Here is a 14,576-nt window from a genome sequence, read left to right as displayed (position 1 = left end):
TTGAGATTGTAAAGGTCTGAAAAGATATAGAGCGCGTTTTGCCAGTGTTGTTTGTCGGCTTGAGGCGAGTTACACCGAATGCGTCGGTTGAGTTTTATCCAATTTACAGGCATTTTCATGAATCTAGCAGTTAAAGAGTTTAATACCATGAATTCAGATTTTCATTTGCAGTCTATCCTTGTTGTTGATGATGACCTAGAGCTGACAGAAATGCTTTCCACGTATCTATCGGGTATGGGGTATAAGGTGCAAGTGCGTAACGATGGTGAAGACGGTTTATCTGAAGCGGTTTCAGGGCGTCACTACGACTTAATACTGCTTGATGTCATGATGCCGAAAATGGATGGGTTTGACGTATTGAAAAAGCTTCGAGCAAGCCACAGCACGCCAGTACTCATGCTTACAGCAAGAGGCGACGACTATGACCGTATTTTGGGTCTTGAGATGGGCGCTGATGACTACTTGCCTAAGCCTTTTAATCACCGCGAGCTTGTAGCGCGAATAAAAGCTATCGTTCGCCGTCACAATTTGTCATCAACCGGTGGAGCCGTTGAGCAAGATTTGTTTGTGAACGGCATCTTTTTAAGCCCAAGCAGCCAGCTGGCAAAAGTGGACGATGTAGAGCTAACACTCACAACAACGGAATTTTTAATTTTGCGCCTGTTGATGCTTAATGCTGCTCAGCGAGTAACGAAAGAAGAGATAAGCTTAAAAATTTTGGGCAAGCCTCTACAAGCTTTCGATAGAAGTATAGATATGCACGTAAGTAACCTGCGTAAAAAAATAGGTGCTGTAGTAGTAGATGAAAAGATCAAGACCATTCGAGGTGTAGGGTATATGTTAATTGTTGGAAGCCATTAATGGTAAAACTGTTACGCAGTATAAGCCCTACGCGGGCCATCATGGGCCGCTTGTTCTTTTGGTTTTGGGCTACATTTATTGTCACCGCCTTATTGGCTATTTGGGGCAGCCGATTATTTTTTGAAGAATTGGAAATTGTAGCAATACAGCCGCGAGAAATAGCTGATCTAAACCAAGTAGTGGAACATTTGCAAAACAGTCGCTTCCAAAATGCACCGCTGGACGGGCCTCTTGACCGCTTTTCTCGGGGAGGGAGAGGTCGAATGGTTGCTGTCGACATGAGTGATAACCGCCTTATTTCGGGTGGGGGTCCTCCGCTTCGTGAAAATGATAAAGAAGATTTACTTCGACTGGTCAACCAAACATCCCCCATTGCGGTAAAGCGGGGGGCATTTAAAATCTTGGGCCCGGTTTTCTTTGAGCGCAACGGCACTCGATTTGCGCTTTTTACGGTTAGACTGGAAATGCCTGAAAAGCAAACGCCACCGGTTTTACTGTTTTTTAGTATTGCGTTGATCACCACCATATTATTGAGCTGGTTGTTTGCGAAATCATTGACCAACCCTATCTTGCGTATCCAAAGCTCAGCGAAACGCATAGCAAATGGCGACTGGCAGGCGCGGGTTGAGCGAGCGGCTAAACGTCATGACGAGCTAGGGCAGCTTTCGCGCGACTTTAATAAAATGGCTGAGCAGTTAGAGTCTATGTGGGGGGCGCAAAAGCGCTTATTAGCCGATGTATCACATGAACTTCGCTCACCGCTCGCACGGTTGCAAATGGCCCTTGGTCTTGCCCATCAACAAAACGTAGACCCTGAAACTTTAGCGCGGGTAGAGCGAGAAGCTGACCGTATGGAAGCGCTGGTAAGTCAGTTGCTAACGTTAAGTCGTGCCGAGGCTGGCCAAGCAACGATGGAAAAACAGATGTTATCATTAGTGCTTAACGATGTTTTTACCGATGCGAATTTTGAAGCAGCAAATAAAAATAAACAGTTAAAAATTGATGATATACCTAAAAAAACCGTTTTCATCGACAGTATGATGCTCTGTCGCGCTGTGGAAAATGTTCTGCGCAACGCCATTCGTCACAGCAGCCTTTTAACGCATATTTCGTTTAGTGAAGACGAAAAGCAATGGAGTATTCATATTACCGATGACGGTGAGGGGCTGACGGTAGAGGAATGTGAACGTATATTTTCGCCGTTTTATCGGGCTACCCTTGCAAGAGAGCGAGAGTCAGGTGGCGTTGGACTAGGTTTATCCATTGCAAAAGCAGCGGTTGAGTTGCATCATGGGCGAATTATAGCTGAACCTGTTAAGCGCGGTGGTCTGCGAGTAACCCTGTCGTTTCCAAAGTCGTAACTTTGACGATGCTCTGCAGCCTTACCAAGAGCGCCTATTAACTGTAATAGGGTATTTATGAACTGGACGTTCACATCAGAAAACAATTTAGCCAGCACCTTCGCCTCACACATTAATCCTTTTTGGCAGGACAGTGTTACAGAGGGGTACTTCACCGGCAAAGATGATATAAAGGTGCGTTACGCCTACTGTATTCCTGAAACACCGCAAGCCACTATTGTTATTTGTTCGGGTCGCATAGAGTCCTACTTAAAGTACAAAGAGTTTATTTACGACCTTTATCAGAACGGTTTTGCCGTTTTTATTCTTGATCACCGCGGGCAAGGCTTGTCTGACAGAATGACACGTGATCCTCAACACGGATATGTCGCGGATTTTGATGACTATGTTGACGACTTCGTCATGTTCGTAGAAACAATAGTGAAACCGCTACAGCAAGGCCCGTTACAGCTGGTTTGCCACTCAATGGGCGGCGCTATCGGAGCACTTACACTGTTGCGTTTGCCCAGCTTGTTCTCCAAAGCTGTGCTGGCTTCTCCCATGTTCGGTATTAAACCTTCCTTGCCTAATTGGTTGGCGAATGGCCTAATCCGAACCGGCCTAGCGGTAAATAGAATGAAAAAAGCAGACGCAGGGTATTTTTTCGGTCAAACACCGTATATTGCGTTTCCTTTTTCGTTGAACAAGCTTACCCACAGTAAGACCCGCTATGCGTTGTTTCGCGAGTTATATGATGAAGAGCAAGAGATCCAGCTTGGGGGCGTAACTACTGAGTGGTTGGCCGCAGCCCATCAGGCCATGAATAGGATTGAAGATAGTGCGGGAGCAATCACTACTCCAGCAATAGTTTTAAGCGCCGACGATGACGCTATAATAGATAATAAACGTCAACGGCGGGTGGCGCGCCTAATGCCAAATGCTGAGCTTGAAATTATACCAAGGGCTTATCATGAATTATTCACCGAGTCAGACGACATTCGCGAGCGCTCTCTTTCGACAATTCTCGACTTCTTGACTGCTTGCACTCATACGTCTTAAAAAGCCTAAGCATAGGTGATGAGTTACAGTGTTTCGTTGTAGAATACGCCGGTTATTAATAGTGAAGGTCGTTTAAAAAACATGCTTGATGTCGTACTTTATCAACCAGAGATCCCCCCTAATACGGGCAATATCATCCGCTTATGCGCTAACAGTGGGTTCACACTACATCTAATCGAGCCCTTGGGTTTTGAGTGGGACGACAAGCGAGTACGACGTGCAGGTTTAGATTATCATGAATTTGCCCACGTTAAGCGCCATGCAAACTTAGAAGCCTACCTTGAAGATGCAAAACCAAACCGAGTGTTCGCATGCACAACAAAAGGCAAAGCGTTTCATAGTGATGTCTCGTATCAAAAAGGCGATGCACTCATATTTGGTCCTGAAACCCGTGGCTTACCCGACGATTATATTCAATCGCTTCCTCCCGAGCAGCGTGTTCGCATTCCTATGTTGCCAGACAGTCGCAGTATGAACCTATCTAATGCCGTGTCTGTCTTTGTGTATGAAAGCTGGCGTCAATTTGGCTACGAAGGAGCGAGATAGCAAAAGGTGGTATCAGCAGCCCGAAGACATTCATTTTTACAAAGCCCCGTTGTGGGCTTTTTAGCGCCTGGTGTAAAGACACTGTAAAGCCTGCCTGAGTCAGGTTTCGTTCAGCTTCACTCATTAATATAGCCTGTGAACATGCACGAATGAGTTTGGAGAAGCATTATGAAACGTATTACCCTGAGTATGATCACCGGCGTTTGCTTAATGATCGCAGGGCAAGCAAGCGCCCATTCAGGTCATCATTCTCACTCGAATAGCGGGGCGAATGAAAGGGTCACTATTATTACGCAACCTGCTCGTCCGATTATTGATGTAGCCATAAACGTTCCTGAAATTGGCCTGTACGTTAACGTCTTGCCAGGTGCACATAGGGTAGAGGTTATCGACAATCATCGTTATTACGTTGCTAATAATCATTACTATCGCAAGCATGGAAATCGCTATTTGGTTGTCGATTCACCCTACAAAAAGGTGAAAAAAGTGAAGCACCACAAGCGCAGTCACGCTAGATATCACGACAACGCTAAAGTGATCGTGGTAAGGGAAGGCCGCTAAGTTCAGGTTGATAAGCTGGAAAAGATAGGAATAGTGGGGCGTTAAGAGGCTGATGGTTTTTACTACTAAGCAAAAACCATCAAATATTCACTAGGCTTCTTTTTTGAGGTCTCGACCAAGCAAAGCTAAGGCCGCCTCTTTAGGGGATTTTCCGTGATAAAGCACAGCATAAATTTGTTCACAAATAGGCATTTCAACGCCTACTTTTTTCGACAATATATGCACTTCTTCAGTGTTGCGATATCCCTCAACCACTTGTCCGATTTCGTCAATAGCAACATCGACACTCTTGCCTTGACCCAAAGCTAGCCCAAAGCGACGATTGCGCGATTGATTGTCTGTACAAGTTAAAACTAAATCGCCAAGACCCGCCATACCCATAAAGGTTTCTGGATTTGCACCCAGCTTCACGCCCAAACGGGTAAGCTCTGCTAAACCTCGGGTGATCAGCGCCGTTCGCGCGTTTGCACCAAAGCCAAGGCCATCGGCTAAGCCCGCGCCTATAGCGATAACGTTTTTAACCGCACCACCAAGCTGAACGCCAGTAAAGTCTGAGTTTTTGTACACTCTGAACGACTTTGCGCAATGCAGCTTTGCTGCAAATTCGTCACTCAGCGTATCGTCAGTGGAAGACAGCGAAATTGCGGTAGGCAAGCCCGCTACCATTTCTTTAGCAAAGGTAGGGCCTGATAAAACGGCTAGGGGATAGTCGGTACCCAGTATTTCCTCTGCCACATCGCGAAGCAGACGGCCAGTTTTTGGTTCAAGTCCTTTGGTCGCCCAAATAATACGTTGATGCGGTTTAAGCAATGGTTTTAAGCTTTGAAGCATAGCCGCAAATGCATGGCTAGGTACAACCACTAAAATATCTCGGCTGGCAGCAACCACTTCTTCTAAGTTGGCATTTACCACTAGGGCATCTGGAAATGTTGCGCCGGGAAGATAACGAGCATTCTCTCGGTTCGCTTCCATTTCGGCAATGTGCTTTTCATCACGGCCCCAAAGCAGTGTGGGGTTGCCATTTCTGGCAAGACAAAAAGCAAGGGCGGTGCCGTAAGACCCCGCCCCTAATACCGAAACAGACGCTGAAACCGAATTCGACTTCATGTCCACGCCTTTCATGTTCACCTAATTAGGCGTCCATTTTTGGCGCTTCGCCCTGCGCTTGCTGTGCACGTTTTTGCACGTAAGCTGCAAAGATAGCGTCGAAGTTTACAGGCGCTAGGTTAAGTGGAGGGAATGTTCCACGGTTAACCAAATTAGAAATGGTTTCACGCGCATATGGGAAAAGCATGTTCGGGCAGAACGAGCCCAGCGTGTGCGCTTTGTTTTGGTCTGGCATTTCGCCAATAGCGAAGATACCCGCTTGTTGCACTTCACAAAGGAATGCAGTTTCTTCACCAAGCGTTGCCGTAACGGTAACTGAAAGTACAACTTCAAATACATTTTCTTCTAGCTTGTTAGTGCTAGTGTCGATGTCTAGTTTAATTTCAGGCTTCCACTCTTTAGTGAAAATAGCTGGCGCGTTTGGAGACTCAAAAGAAATGTCTTTTGTGTAGATACGCTGAATATTGAACTGAGCACTCTGTTGCGCTTGTGCGCCCGCTGCTTCGCCGTTATTTGTCTGATTTTCGTCAGCCATGGTATTTCCTATTTAATTGTCGTTTTAATTTAATGTAGTGCGTTGCTGTATGCGCTGACGCTTTACGCCAAACCCAACATTGGATTTAGTTTGCTTTGTGCTTCCAAAGCCATCATATCGTCACAGCCACCAACGTGCTGATCGTCAATGAAAATTTGCGGAACAGTCCAGCCGCCGTTTGCGCGTTCAATCATCTCGTCGCGCAGTTCAGGCTTAACATCTATTGGGTATTCAATAAATTCTACACCTTTTTGCGTTAGCAATGCTTTTGCACGGTGGCAATAAGGGCAGTGGCCCTTGGTGTAAAGTTCTACTTTGCTCATAAAGGTTACCTGTTATTTAGAAACGGGAAGGCTGGCACTTTGCCACGCGTTCATTCCGCCTTTTAATACACTCACATTCGCGAAGCCATCTTTAAGCATCGCATTTGCTGTACCACGAGCCTGATTACCCATAGCGCATACTACGATAATGGGTTTGTCTTTACTGTTTTCAAGTTTCTTGAAGTTTTTCTCACGCAACTCTTCAGGTTTAATTTGTCTGGCACCCAAAATATGGCCAGCTTTAAACTCTTTCGCAGGGCGTGTATCTAGCACTATCGCATCGTCTTTATTCATCAAAACCGTTGCTTCGTGTGTGCTTAATTCTTTTACTGAAGATGTCCATGCACTGATATAGCTAAATATCAACATGGCAACCAGCGCAACCCAAATACCAGCAAGAATAACGTTGTTGCTAGCAAATTCAATTAGTTGATCCATTACCTCTAACCCTGTCTACAGACCATGAAAAGAGTGCAAAGTATATAGAAAAATGGGCGAGAAACCAGCTTACCTTTCAGTATGATTGATGTCAGTCATAGCGGGTTTGCGCTAAATACTTTAGATGATTGATATTACGAACAAATTGCACTGGGCATATGGAGGAGCGTCAGATACACTGGAAAACGTTGTTAACAGCAACGATGAAACACATTAAGTCATCAATGAAAAAGTTAAGGTTCTAGGCGCACGTATGTCAGTACGATTATTTCTTTCAATCATTGGGTGTATAGTTGCCCTTGCAATTATGCCGATTGGAAGTAGTGCTATTGCACAAGAAGGCGGTGCGAATAGTCAAAAAGAAAAATTAGCTGAGTTACAGGCCGAACTGCGCGCTCGACAGCAAGTATTAGAGAACAATAGAGCCAGTGCACAGGAATTAGAAAATGTGCTGAAGGCCTCTGAACTCGAAATCGCTAAAGTGGCGAAAGCACTATCCAGCACCCGACAGTCACTTAAAAACATTGAGCAAGAACAAGCGAAGCTCGAAGAAGAACAAGAAGGGCTTAAAACCGCTATCCGTAAACAGCAGTCACTTTTATCGAGCCAGCTTAAAAGTGCATTTATGGCGGGGCATTACGACTACGCGAAAATGCTGTTTTACCAAGATGACGCGCGAACGTTCGAGCGTGTCATTACCTATTATCAATACGTGGCTAAAGCGCGCCAAAAAGAGATTGAGAGCTTTAGGGGAAATGTTGCTAGGCTTGAAGAAGTTAACGCAGAGCTTAGCGAAAAAGCCTTGTCACTTGCCGCATTGAAAGATGAGCAAGAAGGTCAGCGAGCAGTACTTATAACCCGTCAGGACGATAGAAAAGCAACGCTTAAGAAAATAAACAAAACCATAGCCTCTGAAAACCAGCGTATTGCGTCTTTGCAAGCCGACGAAAAAGCATTAAAAGGTGCGATTGAAGCGGCGCGTATCGCTGCCGAACGTGCGGCTCGCGCTGCTGAATTTAGCATGAATGGCCTTGCTAAACTTAAAGGTAAGCTTCCTGCACCTGTAAAAGGCAGAATACGTCATTTGTTTGGTAGTCGCCGCCAAGGGCAAGTGTCTTGGAAAGGTATTGTGATAGATGGTGCTGAGGGCGACCCTGTAAACAGCATTGCGCCTGGAAAAGTGTTGTATGCCGATTGGTTGCGCGGATTTGGTCTGGTCGCTATTGTCGATCATGGCGAAGGGTATATGAGTGTTTACGGTCACAACCAAGCGTTACTCAAGCAAGCTGGCGATGATGTCAGGCAAGGTGAACGTATTGCCCTTGTGGGCCGAAGTGGTGGTCAGGAATATCCTAACCTTTACTTTGAAATTCGTCACAAAGGCAAAGCGCTAAATCCGAAACCCTGGCTGGATTAATTCGTCTCAGCCACAATAAGGTTTTCATAGTGGCCTTATATGTTGACATTTAAAGTCACAATCGGCGAATAAAGACTTAGTTTTGTTGAAAGAACTTTCGTTGTTGGTATGCTTAAAGTTAACGTGAATTCATTCACACAGTGCGCTTAATAATAATGATGAAAAACGGATGTGACTTAGATGCTTTTGCGTCTGCTAATGCCTTGTATAATCTTTGTTTTATGCGGGCTAATTAGCCTTCAAGTAAAAGCAAAGTCAGACATAATTATAATATTAGATGACCTGGGATACAGGCCGTCCGATGTCGCTGCTTTTTCTCTCCCTAAAGAAATTACCTTTTCTATACTTCCGCAAACGCCGCTGGCTTCTGAAATTGCGCTCCGCGCTGAGCAAGAAGGCAGGGCTGTTATGCTGCATATGCCTATGCAGGCGCAAAGTGGAAAGGACATGGGGCCCCTTGGGTTAACCACTGACATGTTCGCAGGTGCCATTACTTACAATTTGCGAAAGGCAATGAAGAGCGTGCCGAACGCGGTTGGTGTGAATAATCATATGGGAAGTGCGTTCACGGGGCAGCAGAAAGGAATGGAAGCGCTCTTAAAAGAGGTGAAACGCCAAGGCTTATTTTTTGTGGATAGCCGAACCACGGTACTCACAAAAGGTGAAGAAATTGCACAGCGGTTAGGTGTGCCTAGCGCAAGCAGACAGGTGTTTCTGGACCATAAGCTTGAGCCTGCATTCTTACTTAAGCAGTTCAACCACATGAAACGTATTGCTAAAAAGAATGGTCACGTTGTGGTGATTGGTCATCCTCACCCAGAAACTGTCAATTTCTTGAAAACTCATTTACCCTCACTTGAAAAAGAAGGTTTAACCCTTACCTCAGTAGCCGACTATTTTTCGCATGCGCCGAAAGTGGCCAAGCAGTTTGGTAAAGAGCGCGATCTAACGGCTTCGCTCAATAACGCCGATGTGAAGGATAGCAAGGTAAGCATGACCGAAGAAAATGCCTTACACAGCAGTGGGCTAATGCACAGCTCCGCAGAAAAAGGCGTTGCTGAGCGCTTAGGCACAGCGCCAAACGAATAGCTTTTTTTCCCCATTTTATAAGTAGTTAGTTCATTTTCATCTCGTTAAGATCAAAATTTAATGTGGGAACGTTTCTCATTTCTGTGAGTCTGTTATAATATAACGTCTCTGACGAATAATTCGCGAACTCATTTTTTCACGGTGGTAATTAGGGTAATGACTCCAATTGACGAGAATCCAACAAAACTAGACAAACTTGGCATCTGGGTGTCGAGCTTGTGTGCGTTGCATTGCCTCGCGCTACCTGTTTTGGTGCCTCTGCTGCCGCTGATCGGTTCTAGCTTTTTTGCACAAGTGTGGTTTGAGAGAACGATATTAACTTTTTCGCTAATTGTAGGTGCAGTCGCCTTGGTTAGCGGTGCAATTCGCTATCATGGCAAATATTACCCGCTTGCATTGCTGTTTACGGGTGGCGCTATTTATTGGCACAAAGATATTTTTGGGCATCACTACGAACCCTTTACCATCGCGATAGGTGCAGCGCTAATTGTAGCCGGCCACTGGGTGAATATGCGATTGTGTAGACAATGTAAGTGCTGCAAGAATACGGTGTTTTCAGACCACCTTTCAACTGAATTTAAGTAGTCAACTAAGCTGCATTAAGAAAAGCATTCCAAAAAAACGAGCCAATAGCTCGTTTTTTATAGTGTGAGTCTGTATCAGATACGCTTTCTATAGACTTTTCGTATTGAAAAAGTAGGGTTTAATACGACAACACATTAAGCGCTACATCAGGCACGTTAGTGAATATGCCCGTCACTCCCCACTCGTTAAGCATTAGCATGTCTCTAGGCTCATCCACGGTATAAACGAATACGTTAAAGCCATCTTGCTGCGCCGTTTGCACAAACTGCTTATCAACGGCGTCTAAAGCAATGTTTACGGAATAAGCGTTAAGCGCCCGAGCGCTTGCCGTACAGTCAAGCTCGTAGCTTGCAGATAAGGCGCCGATCTTCACTTCGGGCCACCTAAGCGCAATAGCTTGAAGCCAGTGATGGTTAAATGAAGAGATAAGTAGCTTATGAGCATTAATGCCGCTTTGCTGTACCGCCGCTTTAACGTCTTTAACCCAGCTGTCTACGTCGGTTAAGTGTTTTATCTCAATATTGCACCACTTGTCTTTTGGAACACAATTCAGTGTCTCAGTCAGGGTCGGTATGTGCTCTCCATCCCCAATGTCCATTTCTGTAAGGGATTGCCACGGCACGTCAAGTAAATAGCCGGGTTCCCGTGCTCTGCGCGTAAGTGTTCTATCGTGAAAAACAATAATGCCGCTTTCGTGCTGATAGGTATCAAACTCAATGCCATCGGCACGTTGTTCGAAAGCCAGTTTAAATGCCTTTACTGTGTTTTCTGGGGCGGCTTTACTGGCACCTCGATGAGCAAAAATGAGCATAGACATTTTTTCCTTAAAGATCACAACACGGCTTAATCATCTTTTGCATTATGCAACTTATGCGTGTTGAGCGTTTCATAAACTGATGCTGACGTAATAAGAATTCCACCTAACAACGCACTTAAACCAGGTTTTTCGTTAAGCAGAATAATAGCAAGGAAAACGCCATAAAGAGGCTGCATGCAGGCTATGAGCGAAAACGTTTTTGCCCTAAGGTGACGTAGGCTCGCAGCAATAAGTGCATGAGGCAGCGCAGTAAATACGGTACCTAAAAGCAATAGCATTAGCCAAGAACTGGTAGACGCTGAGGTTATTGCTGCACTGCCTACCGGCAACATTAGAATGCTTATAACCAAGGTTTGCCACGCCATAGCCTGCGCACCGCTGTAGTGCTTAAAGTGCTTACGATGAATAAGGTTTCTAAAAGAATACAAGATGGCGGAGGCAATACCGATAAGAACGCCAAGGGTAATGTCATTTTCCAGTGATGTCTCTGGCACTATTAAATAAACGCCAACGACCACCGTAACGGTAGATACGATATCCTGCCAGACCAGCCTTACCCGCTCAAAGAAAGGCTCGATAAGCACTGTGATTACGGGGAAGGTAAAAAGGGCAATCATGCCAACAGACACCCCTGCATATTGCATGGCGGCAAAATAAGTGACCCAGTGCAGCGCCATCAGCACGCCTAAGCCTAAGGCAACGCCGTAGTCTTTTTTGGAGTTCAGCTTTATTTTGTTGTTTGCCAGCTTCAGAAAGGCAAATAACGCTATACAGGCAAATACTGAACGAACGAAAGTGATATCACTGGCACTAAGTGGTACAAGCCGAGAGAAAAGGGCTGTACCACCAAGTAAAATTACCGTGAAATGAAGTGAGATCAGGCTTTTTTTAACAGCATCCATAAACTAGCTGTCAGCGCCCTCTGATTTCGTCTCGCTTTTATCATCGCCGGTTGGTTCATCCGCAGCTCGTGTATCTTCAACAGAAGCTTGTGCAGTTGATTTAAGCGCCATAGGTTCACCAAGACGAGTGACCATGCCAGGTGCCAAGTCTTCAAAATTAATCATGTCTTTTTCGAAACACACCACAATAGTCGAACCTAGCTTAAAGCGGCCTAGCTCTGCACCTTTTTCAAGGAAAACTGCTGCTTCGCTGTCTTTTTCATAAGACCAGTGCTGAACGTTTTTACCCGCAGGTGGTGTAACCGTGCCAGCCCAAACTGTCTCAATACTTGCCACTATGGTAGCGCCCACAAGCACCATCGCCATTTTGCCTACAGGCGTGTCGAACAGCGCCACAACGCGTTCGTTACGTGCAAACAGACCTGGAATATTTTGTGCTGTAAGAGGATTTACCGAAAAAAGTTCGCCCGGCACGTACAGCATATCAGTAAGCGTGCCCTCAACAGGCATGTGAATTCTGTGATAATCACGAGGGGCAAGGTAAATGGTAGCAAACTTACCATTTTTAAATGGCGCAGCTACATCAGGCTTGCCACCTAATAATGTAGTTAGGCTAAAGTCATGGCCTTTCGCCTGAAAAATACTGTCGCTGTGGATATCGCCAAACTGACTTACCGTACCGTCAACAGCATGGATAAGTACATCATCGTTTTCGTCAATGGTGCGCGCTTCAGGTTTAAGCGGGCGGGTGAAGAACTTATTAAAGCTTCTATAATGCTCTGGTTCCTCATGCAGCGCTTCTGACATATCAACGTTGTATTGCTTAATAAATGCCTTGATGAAAAATGTCGTAACACTACCCATTTCTGCTTCAGCAAGTTTGCCTACAAGGCGTGAAAGCAGGTGCTTTGGTGTAACGTATTGTAAATTAACTTTAAGCCAATCTAACACAAAATATCTCCGTTTCTTTTATGCAAGCAATAACGCATTGCATAGATCGCGTTATTGTATCGTAAGTCGTGGTATTAAGAGCAACTTTAGGGTTATGAGTGCTTACACAAAAGCATAAGCACGTGGTTCACACCAAAAGAATAAATCGCCAATTAAGCGACAGCTATTACACGTAAGCAGTGCGTGTACTTCTTCGGTCGCTCCAACGAGTTTAGCGCTCCAGTGAGATTGAAACCCAGTGGCAGTTGTTATGCCCCGGGAGGCTGGCTGTGACTAGGGCGCTGCTCTTCCATGGTGGTTAAAATTCTATGGTAGCTGTCGAAGCGTTCTGCGCTAATTTTTCCTTCTTCTACAGCTTCTCTTAGTAAGCACCCCGGATCATTTAAGTGCTTGCAGTCTCTGAATTTGCAGCCGCCCAAATAATCTCTGAACTCAATAAAGCCCCATGTAATACGTTCGGTAGGAATGTGCCACAAGCCAAATTCACGTACTCCTGGGGAATCAATTAAATCACCGCCGGCTGGCAAGTGAAGCAATTTGGCCGCCGTCGTTGTATGTTGACCTAGTCCCGAGTTATCTGAAATATCGCCGGTTAATTCATCGGCGTCTGGCAGAACTTGGTTTATAAGGCTCGATTTACCTACACCGGACTGCCCTACGAAAACGCTGATGTTATCGTTAAGGTATTCATTGAGTTTGCTAATTCCTTCACCGGTTTTGCAACTGGTGAAAAGCACTTCGTAGCCTAAGTTTTCGTACGTCTTAAGCTGCTCTGTGACGGTTGCGCGTTCCTCTTCACTGAGCAATTCTACTTTATTAAGGACAATCAGCGGCGTGATGCCTATGTCTTCACAGGCAACAAGGTAACGGTCGATAATATTCAGTGAAAGGATAGGTAATATAGCGCTAACCACAATAATGCGGTCAATATTCGCGGCGATGGGCTTAATGCCGTCGTAATAATCTGGGCGAGTAAGCACAGAGTGTCTGTCTTTTACAATTTCGATGACTCCGCTTACACCTGACTCAGCGTCATCCCCTTTACTAAAAAACACTTTGTCACCACACACTACTGAGTCTACCGTGCGGCGAATGTGGCAGCGAGATACTGCGCCGCTTGTGTCTTCAACATCGGCGTGTTTACCAAAACGGCCAATTACCGTGCCGCTTTCTAGCGTGCTTTCATCTAGGTTCGCCGCGCCCTTTGAGGCGTGCTTTTCACGCAAGCGCTTGCTTCTGTTTGCTGCAACTTGTCGTTTCTGTCGTTGTGTAAGTTTTGGTTTTTTCGCCACGATTCTTTTCTAGTTTCACGTATACTATGTCAATAATACCGTTTGTAGGGCATGGTTGCCATGTCTGTAGCGCAAAGAGGAAAGTAATGAGTAAACACGACAGTAACCTTGTTTGGATAGACATGGAAATGACAGGGTTAGATCCTGAAACCTGTGTAGTAATGGAAATAGCGACCATTGTTACCGATGCACAGCTGAATATTTTGGCTGAAGGCCCTGTAATAGCGGTACATCAAAGTGATGACGTGTTAAATAATATGGACCAGTGGTGTACACGAGTTCACGGTGAAAGTGGATTAACTGCACGTTGCCGAGAAAGTAAAATAAGTGTTGAAGAAGCATCAGCGCAGACTATTGCCTTTTTAGAGCAGTGGGTAGATGCAGGTAAATCACCACTGTGTGGAAACACCATTGGGCAAGATAGACGATTCATGGTTAAGTACATGCCCGAGCTTGAAGCTTACTTCCACTATAGAAATATTGATGTAAGTACAATAAAAGAGCTAACGCGCCGCTGGAAGCCTGAAGTTTTAGACGGTTTCGAAAAGAAAGGCGTACATCTAGCGCTAGATGATATTCGCGAGTCTATTGAAGAAATGCGCTATTATCGAGAGAAAGTGTTTACGATTTAGGCATTCAAACATTGAGGTGCAAAAAAAGTAGAATTAAAGGTTGCGTTACCCCAAAATTTTTGTAAAATGCGCACCACTTCAAACGAAGTACCTCTTTTGTTGCGGGAATAGCTCAGTTGGT

At 45.2% G+C, this 14,576-nt stretch carries 17 protein-coding genes; 9 read left to right on the top strand and 8 right to left on the bottom strand.

Annotation, left to right across the window (positions count from 1 at the left end; all coding sequences use genetic code 11):
• The first annotated feature begins 117 nt into the window (after positions 1-117).
• From ACX5KA_RS14240 to ACX5KA_RS14220, 5 genes are all read left to right on the top strand, one after another.
• Positions 118-861, top strand: coding sequence for a response regulator (locus tag ACX5KA_RS14240; RefSeq protein WP_458731478.1), 744 nt, complete (start codon positions 118-120; stop codon positions 859-861).
• A complete protein-coding gene (locus tag ACX5KA_RS14235) occupies positions 861-2,222 on the top strand; it encodes an ATP-binding protein (RefSeq protein WP_039219263.1) in 1,362 nt (453 codons plus the stop codon). Before ACX5KA_RS14240 ends, ACX5KA_RS14235 begins: the two co-directional genes overlap by 1 nt.
• A gap of 57 nt (positions 2,223-2,279) precedes the next feature.
• Complete coding sequence (locus ACX5KA_RS14230; protein ID WP_458731477.1) at positions 2,280-3,260, top strand: alpha/beta fold hydrolase; 981 nt, start codon at positions 2,280-2,282, stop codon at positions 3,258-3,260.
• An 81-nt stretch (positions 3,261-3,341) separates the two neighbouring features.
• Positions 3,342-3,806, top strand: coding sequence for a tRNA (uridine(34)/cytosine(34)/5-carboxymethylaminomethyluridine(34)-2'-O)-methyltransferase TrmL (gene trmL, locus ACX5KA_RS14225; protein ID WP_039219267.1), 465 nt, complete (start codon positions 3,342-3,344; stop codon positions 3,804-3,806).
• Between the two features lie 168 nt (positions 3,807-3,974).
• A complete protein-coding gene (locus ACX5KA_RS14220) occupies positions 3,975-4,367 on the top strand; it encodes a hypothetical protein (RefSeq protein ID WP_039219269.1) in 393 nt (130 codons plus the stop codon).
• A 90-nt stretch (positions 4,368-4,457) separates the two neighbouring features.
• Here ACX5KA_RS14220 and gpsA read toward each other — a convergent pair whose 3' ends face one another.
• From gpsA to ACX5KA_RS14200, 4 genes are all read right to left on the bottom strand, one after another.
• Entirely contained in the window at positions 4,458-5,489 is a 1,032-nt protein-coding gene (gene gpsA / locus ACX5KA_RS14215) for an NAD(P)H-dependent glycerol-3-phosphate dehydrogenase (protein WP_052235437.1), read from the bottom strand.
• A 10-nt stretch (positions 5,490-5,499) separates the two neighbouring features.
• Positions 5,500-6,009, bottom strand: coding sequence for a protein-export chaperone SecB (gene secB, locus ACX5KA_RS14210; protein ID WP_014948068.1), 510 nt, complete (start codon positions 6,007-6,009; stop codon positions 5,500-5,502).
• A 62-nt stretch (positions 6,010-6,071) separates the two neighbouring features.
• Positions 6,072-6,332 (bottom strand): glutaredoxin 3, encoded by a 261-nt coding sequence (grxC, locus tag ACX5KA_RS14205; protein ID WP_014948069.1) that lies wholly within the window; start codon positions 6,330-6,332, stop codon positions 6,072-6,074.
• A 12-nt stretch (positions 6,333-6,344) separates the two neighbouring features.
• Positions 6,345-6,770, bottom strand: a complete 426-nt coding sequence (locus ACX5KA_RS14200; protein WP_287498394.1) for a rhodanese-like domain-containing protein — start codon at positions 6,768-6,770, stop codon at positions 6,345-6,347.
• Positions 6,771-7,023: 253 nt separating this feature from the next.
• Between ACX5KA_RS14200 and ACX5KA_RS14195 the strand changes: the two genes are divergently transcribed.
• From ACX5KA_RS14195 to ACX5KA_RS14185, 3 genes are all read left to right on the top strand, one after another.
• Entirely contained in the window at positions 7,024-8,187 is a 1,164-nt protein-coding gene (locus tag ACX5KA_RS14195) for a murein hydrolase activator EnvC family protein (RefSeq protein ID WP_039219277.1), read from the top strand.
• Between the two features lie 180 nt (positions 8,188-8,367).
• Positions 8,368-9,276 carry a divergent polysaccharide deacetylase family protein gene (locus tag ACX5KA_RS14190; protein WP_458731476.1) on the top strand — a complete coding sequence of 303 codons (909 nt, stop codon included), beginning with the start codon at positions 8,368-8,370 and terminating at the stop codon, positions 9,274-9,276.
• 156 nt (positions 9,277-9,432) lie between these two features.
• The gene (locus tag ACX5KA_RS14185; protein ID WP_014948073.1) at positions 9,433-9,861 is read left to right on the top strand and encodes a MerC domain-containing protein; all 429 of its coding nucleotides are present in this window, start codon (positions 9,433-9,435) and stop codon (positions 9,859-9,861) included.
• Positions 9,862-9,979: 118 nt separating this feature from the next.
• Here the strand turns inward: ACX5KA_RS14185 and ACX5KA_RS14180 are convergent, their stop codons facing one another.
• The 4 genes from ACX5KA_RS14180 to rsgA all read right to left on the bottom strand — a co-directional run bounded on the left by ACX5KA_RS14180 (position 9,980) and on the right by rsgA (position 13,823).
• The gene (locus ACX5KA_RS14180) at positions 9,980-10,672 is read right to left on the bottom strand and encodes a glycerophosphodiester phosphodiesterase (protein ID WP_039219282.1); all 693 of its coding nucleotides are present in this window, start codon (positions 10,670-10,672) and stop codon (positions 9,980-9,982) included.
• A gap of 32 nt (positions 10,673-10,704) precedes the next feature.
• Positions 10,705-11,580: a DMT family transporter gene (locus ACX5KA_RS14175; protein WP_039219283.1), complete on the bottom strand. Its 876-nt coding sequence runs from the start codon at positions 11,578-11,580 to the stop codon at positions 10,705-10,707.
• Positions 11,581-11,583: 3 nt separating this feature from the next.
• Positions 11,584-12,531: an archaetidylserine decarboxylase gene (gene asd, locus ACX5KA_RS14170; protein ID WP_039219285.1), complete on the bottom strand. Its 948-nt coding sequence runs from the start codon at positions 12,529-12,531 to the stop codon at positions 11,584-11,586.
• 248 nt (positions 12,532-12,779) lie between these two features.
• Positions 12,780-13,823 carry a small ribosomal subunit biogenesis GTPase RsgA gene (gene rsgA, locus ACX5KA_RS14165; RefSeq protein WP_039219288.1) on the bottom strand — a complete coding sequence of 348 codons (1,044 nt, stop codon included), beginning with the start codon at positions 13,821-13,823 and terminating at the stop codon, positions 12,780-12,782.
• 86 nt (positions 13,824-13,909) lie between these two features.
• Here rsgA and orn point away from each other — a divergent pair, with 86 nt between their 5' ends.
• A complete protein-coding gene (orn, locus tag ACX5KA_RS14160; RefSeq protein WP_458731475.1) occupies positions 13,910-14,455 on the top strand; it encodes an oligoribonuclease in 546 nt (181 codons plus the stop codon).
• Positions 14,456-14,576: the final 121 nt, after the last annotated feature.

The sequence above is a fragment of the Alteromonas alvinellae genome (assembly GCF_902705805.1).
Note: the sequence above shows the minus strand (reverse complement) of the source record. Positions and strands in the feature narration are given on the sequence as shown.

Coding starts and splice junctions, on each gene's coding strand:
- trmL (WP_039219267.1), top strand. CDS start 3,342: ATGCTTGATGTCGTACTTTATCAACCAGAGATCCCCCCTAATACGGGC.
- gpsA (WP_052235437.1), bottom strand. CDS start 5,489: ATGAAAGGCGTGGACATGAAGTCGAATTCGGTTTCAGCGTCTGTTTCG.
- ACX5KA_RS14180 (WP_039219282.1), bottom strand. CDS start 10,672: ATGCTCATTTTTGCTCATCGAGGTGCCAGTAAAGCCGCCCCAGAAAAC.
- ACX5KA_RS14200 (WP_287498394.1), bottom strand. CDS start 6,770: ATGGATCAACTAATTGAATTTGCTAGCAACAACGTTATTCTTGCTGGT.
- ACX5KA_RS14230 (WP_458731477.1), top strand. CDS start 2,280: ATGAACTGGACGTTCACATCAGAAAACAATTTAGCCAGCACCTTCGCC.
- secB (WP_014948068.1), bottom strand. CDS start 6,009: ATGGCTGACGAAAATCAGACAAATAACGGCGAAGCAGCGGGCGCACAA.
- grxC (WP_014948069.1), bottom strand. CDS start 6,332: ATGAGCAAAGTAGAACTTTACACCAAGGGCCACTGCCCTTATTGCCAC.
- ACX5KA_RS14175 (WP_039219283.1), bottom strand. CDS start 11,580: ATGGATGCTGTTAAAAAAAGCCTGATCTCACTTCATTTCACGGTAATT.
- orn (WP_458731475.1), top strand. CDS start 13,910: ATGAGTAAACACGACAGTAACCTTGTTTGGATAGACATGGAAATGACA.
- ACX5KA_RS14185 (WP_014948073.1), top strand. CDS start 9,433: ATGACTCCAATTGACGAGAATCCAACAAAACTAGACAAACTTGGCATC.
- ACX5KA_RS14195 (WP_039219277.1), top strand. CDS start 7,024: ATGTCAGTACGATTATTTCTTTCAATCATTGGGTGTATAGTTGCCCTT.
- ACX5KA_RS14235 (WP_039219263.1), top strand. CDS start 861: ATGGTAAAACTGTTACGCAGTATAAGCCCTACGCGGGCCATCATGGGC.
- ACX5KA_RS14190 (WP_458731476.1), top strand. CDS start 8,368: ATGCTTTTGCGTCTGCTAATGCCTTGTATAATCTTTGTTTTATGCGGG.
- ACX5KA_RS14220 (WP_039219269.1), top strand. CDS start 3,975: ATGAAACGTATTACCCTGAGTATGATCACCGGCGTTTGCTTAATGATC.
- ACX5KA_RS14240 (WP_458731478.1), top strand. CDS start 118: ATGAATCTAGCAGTTAAAGAGTTTAATACCATGAATTCAGATTTTCAT.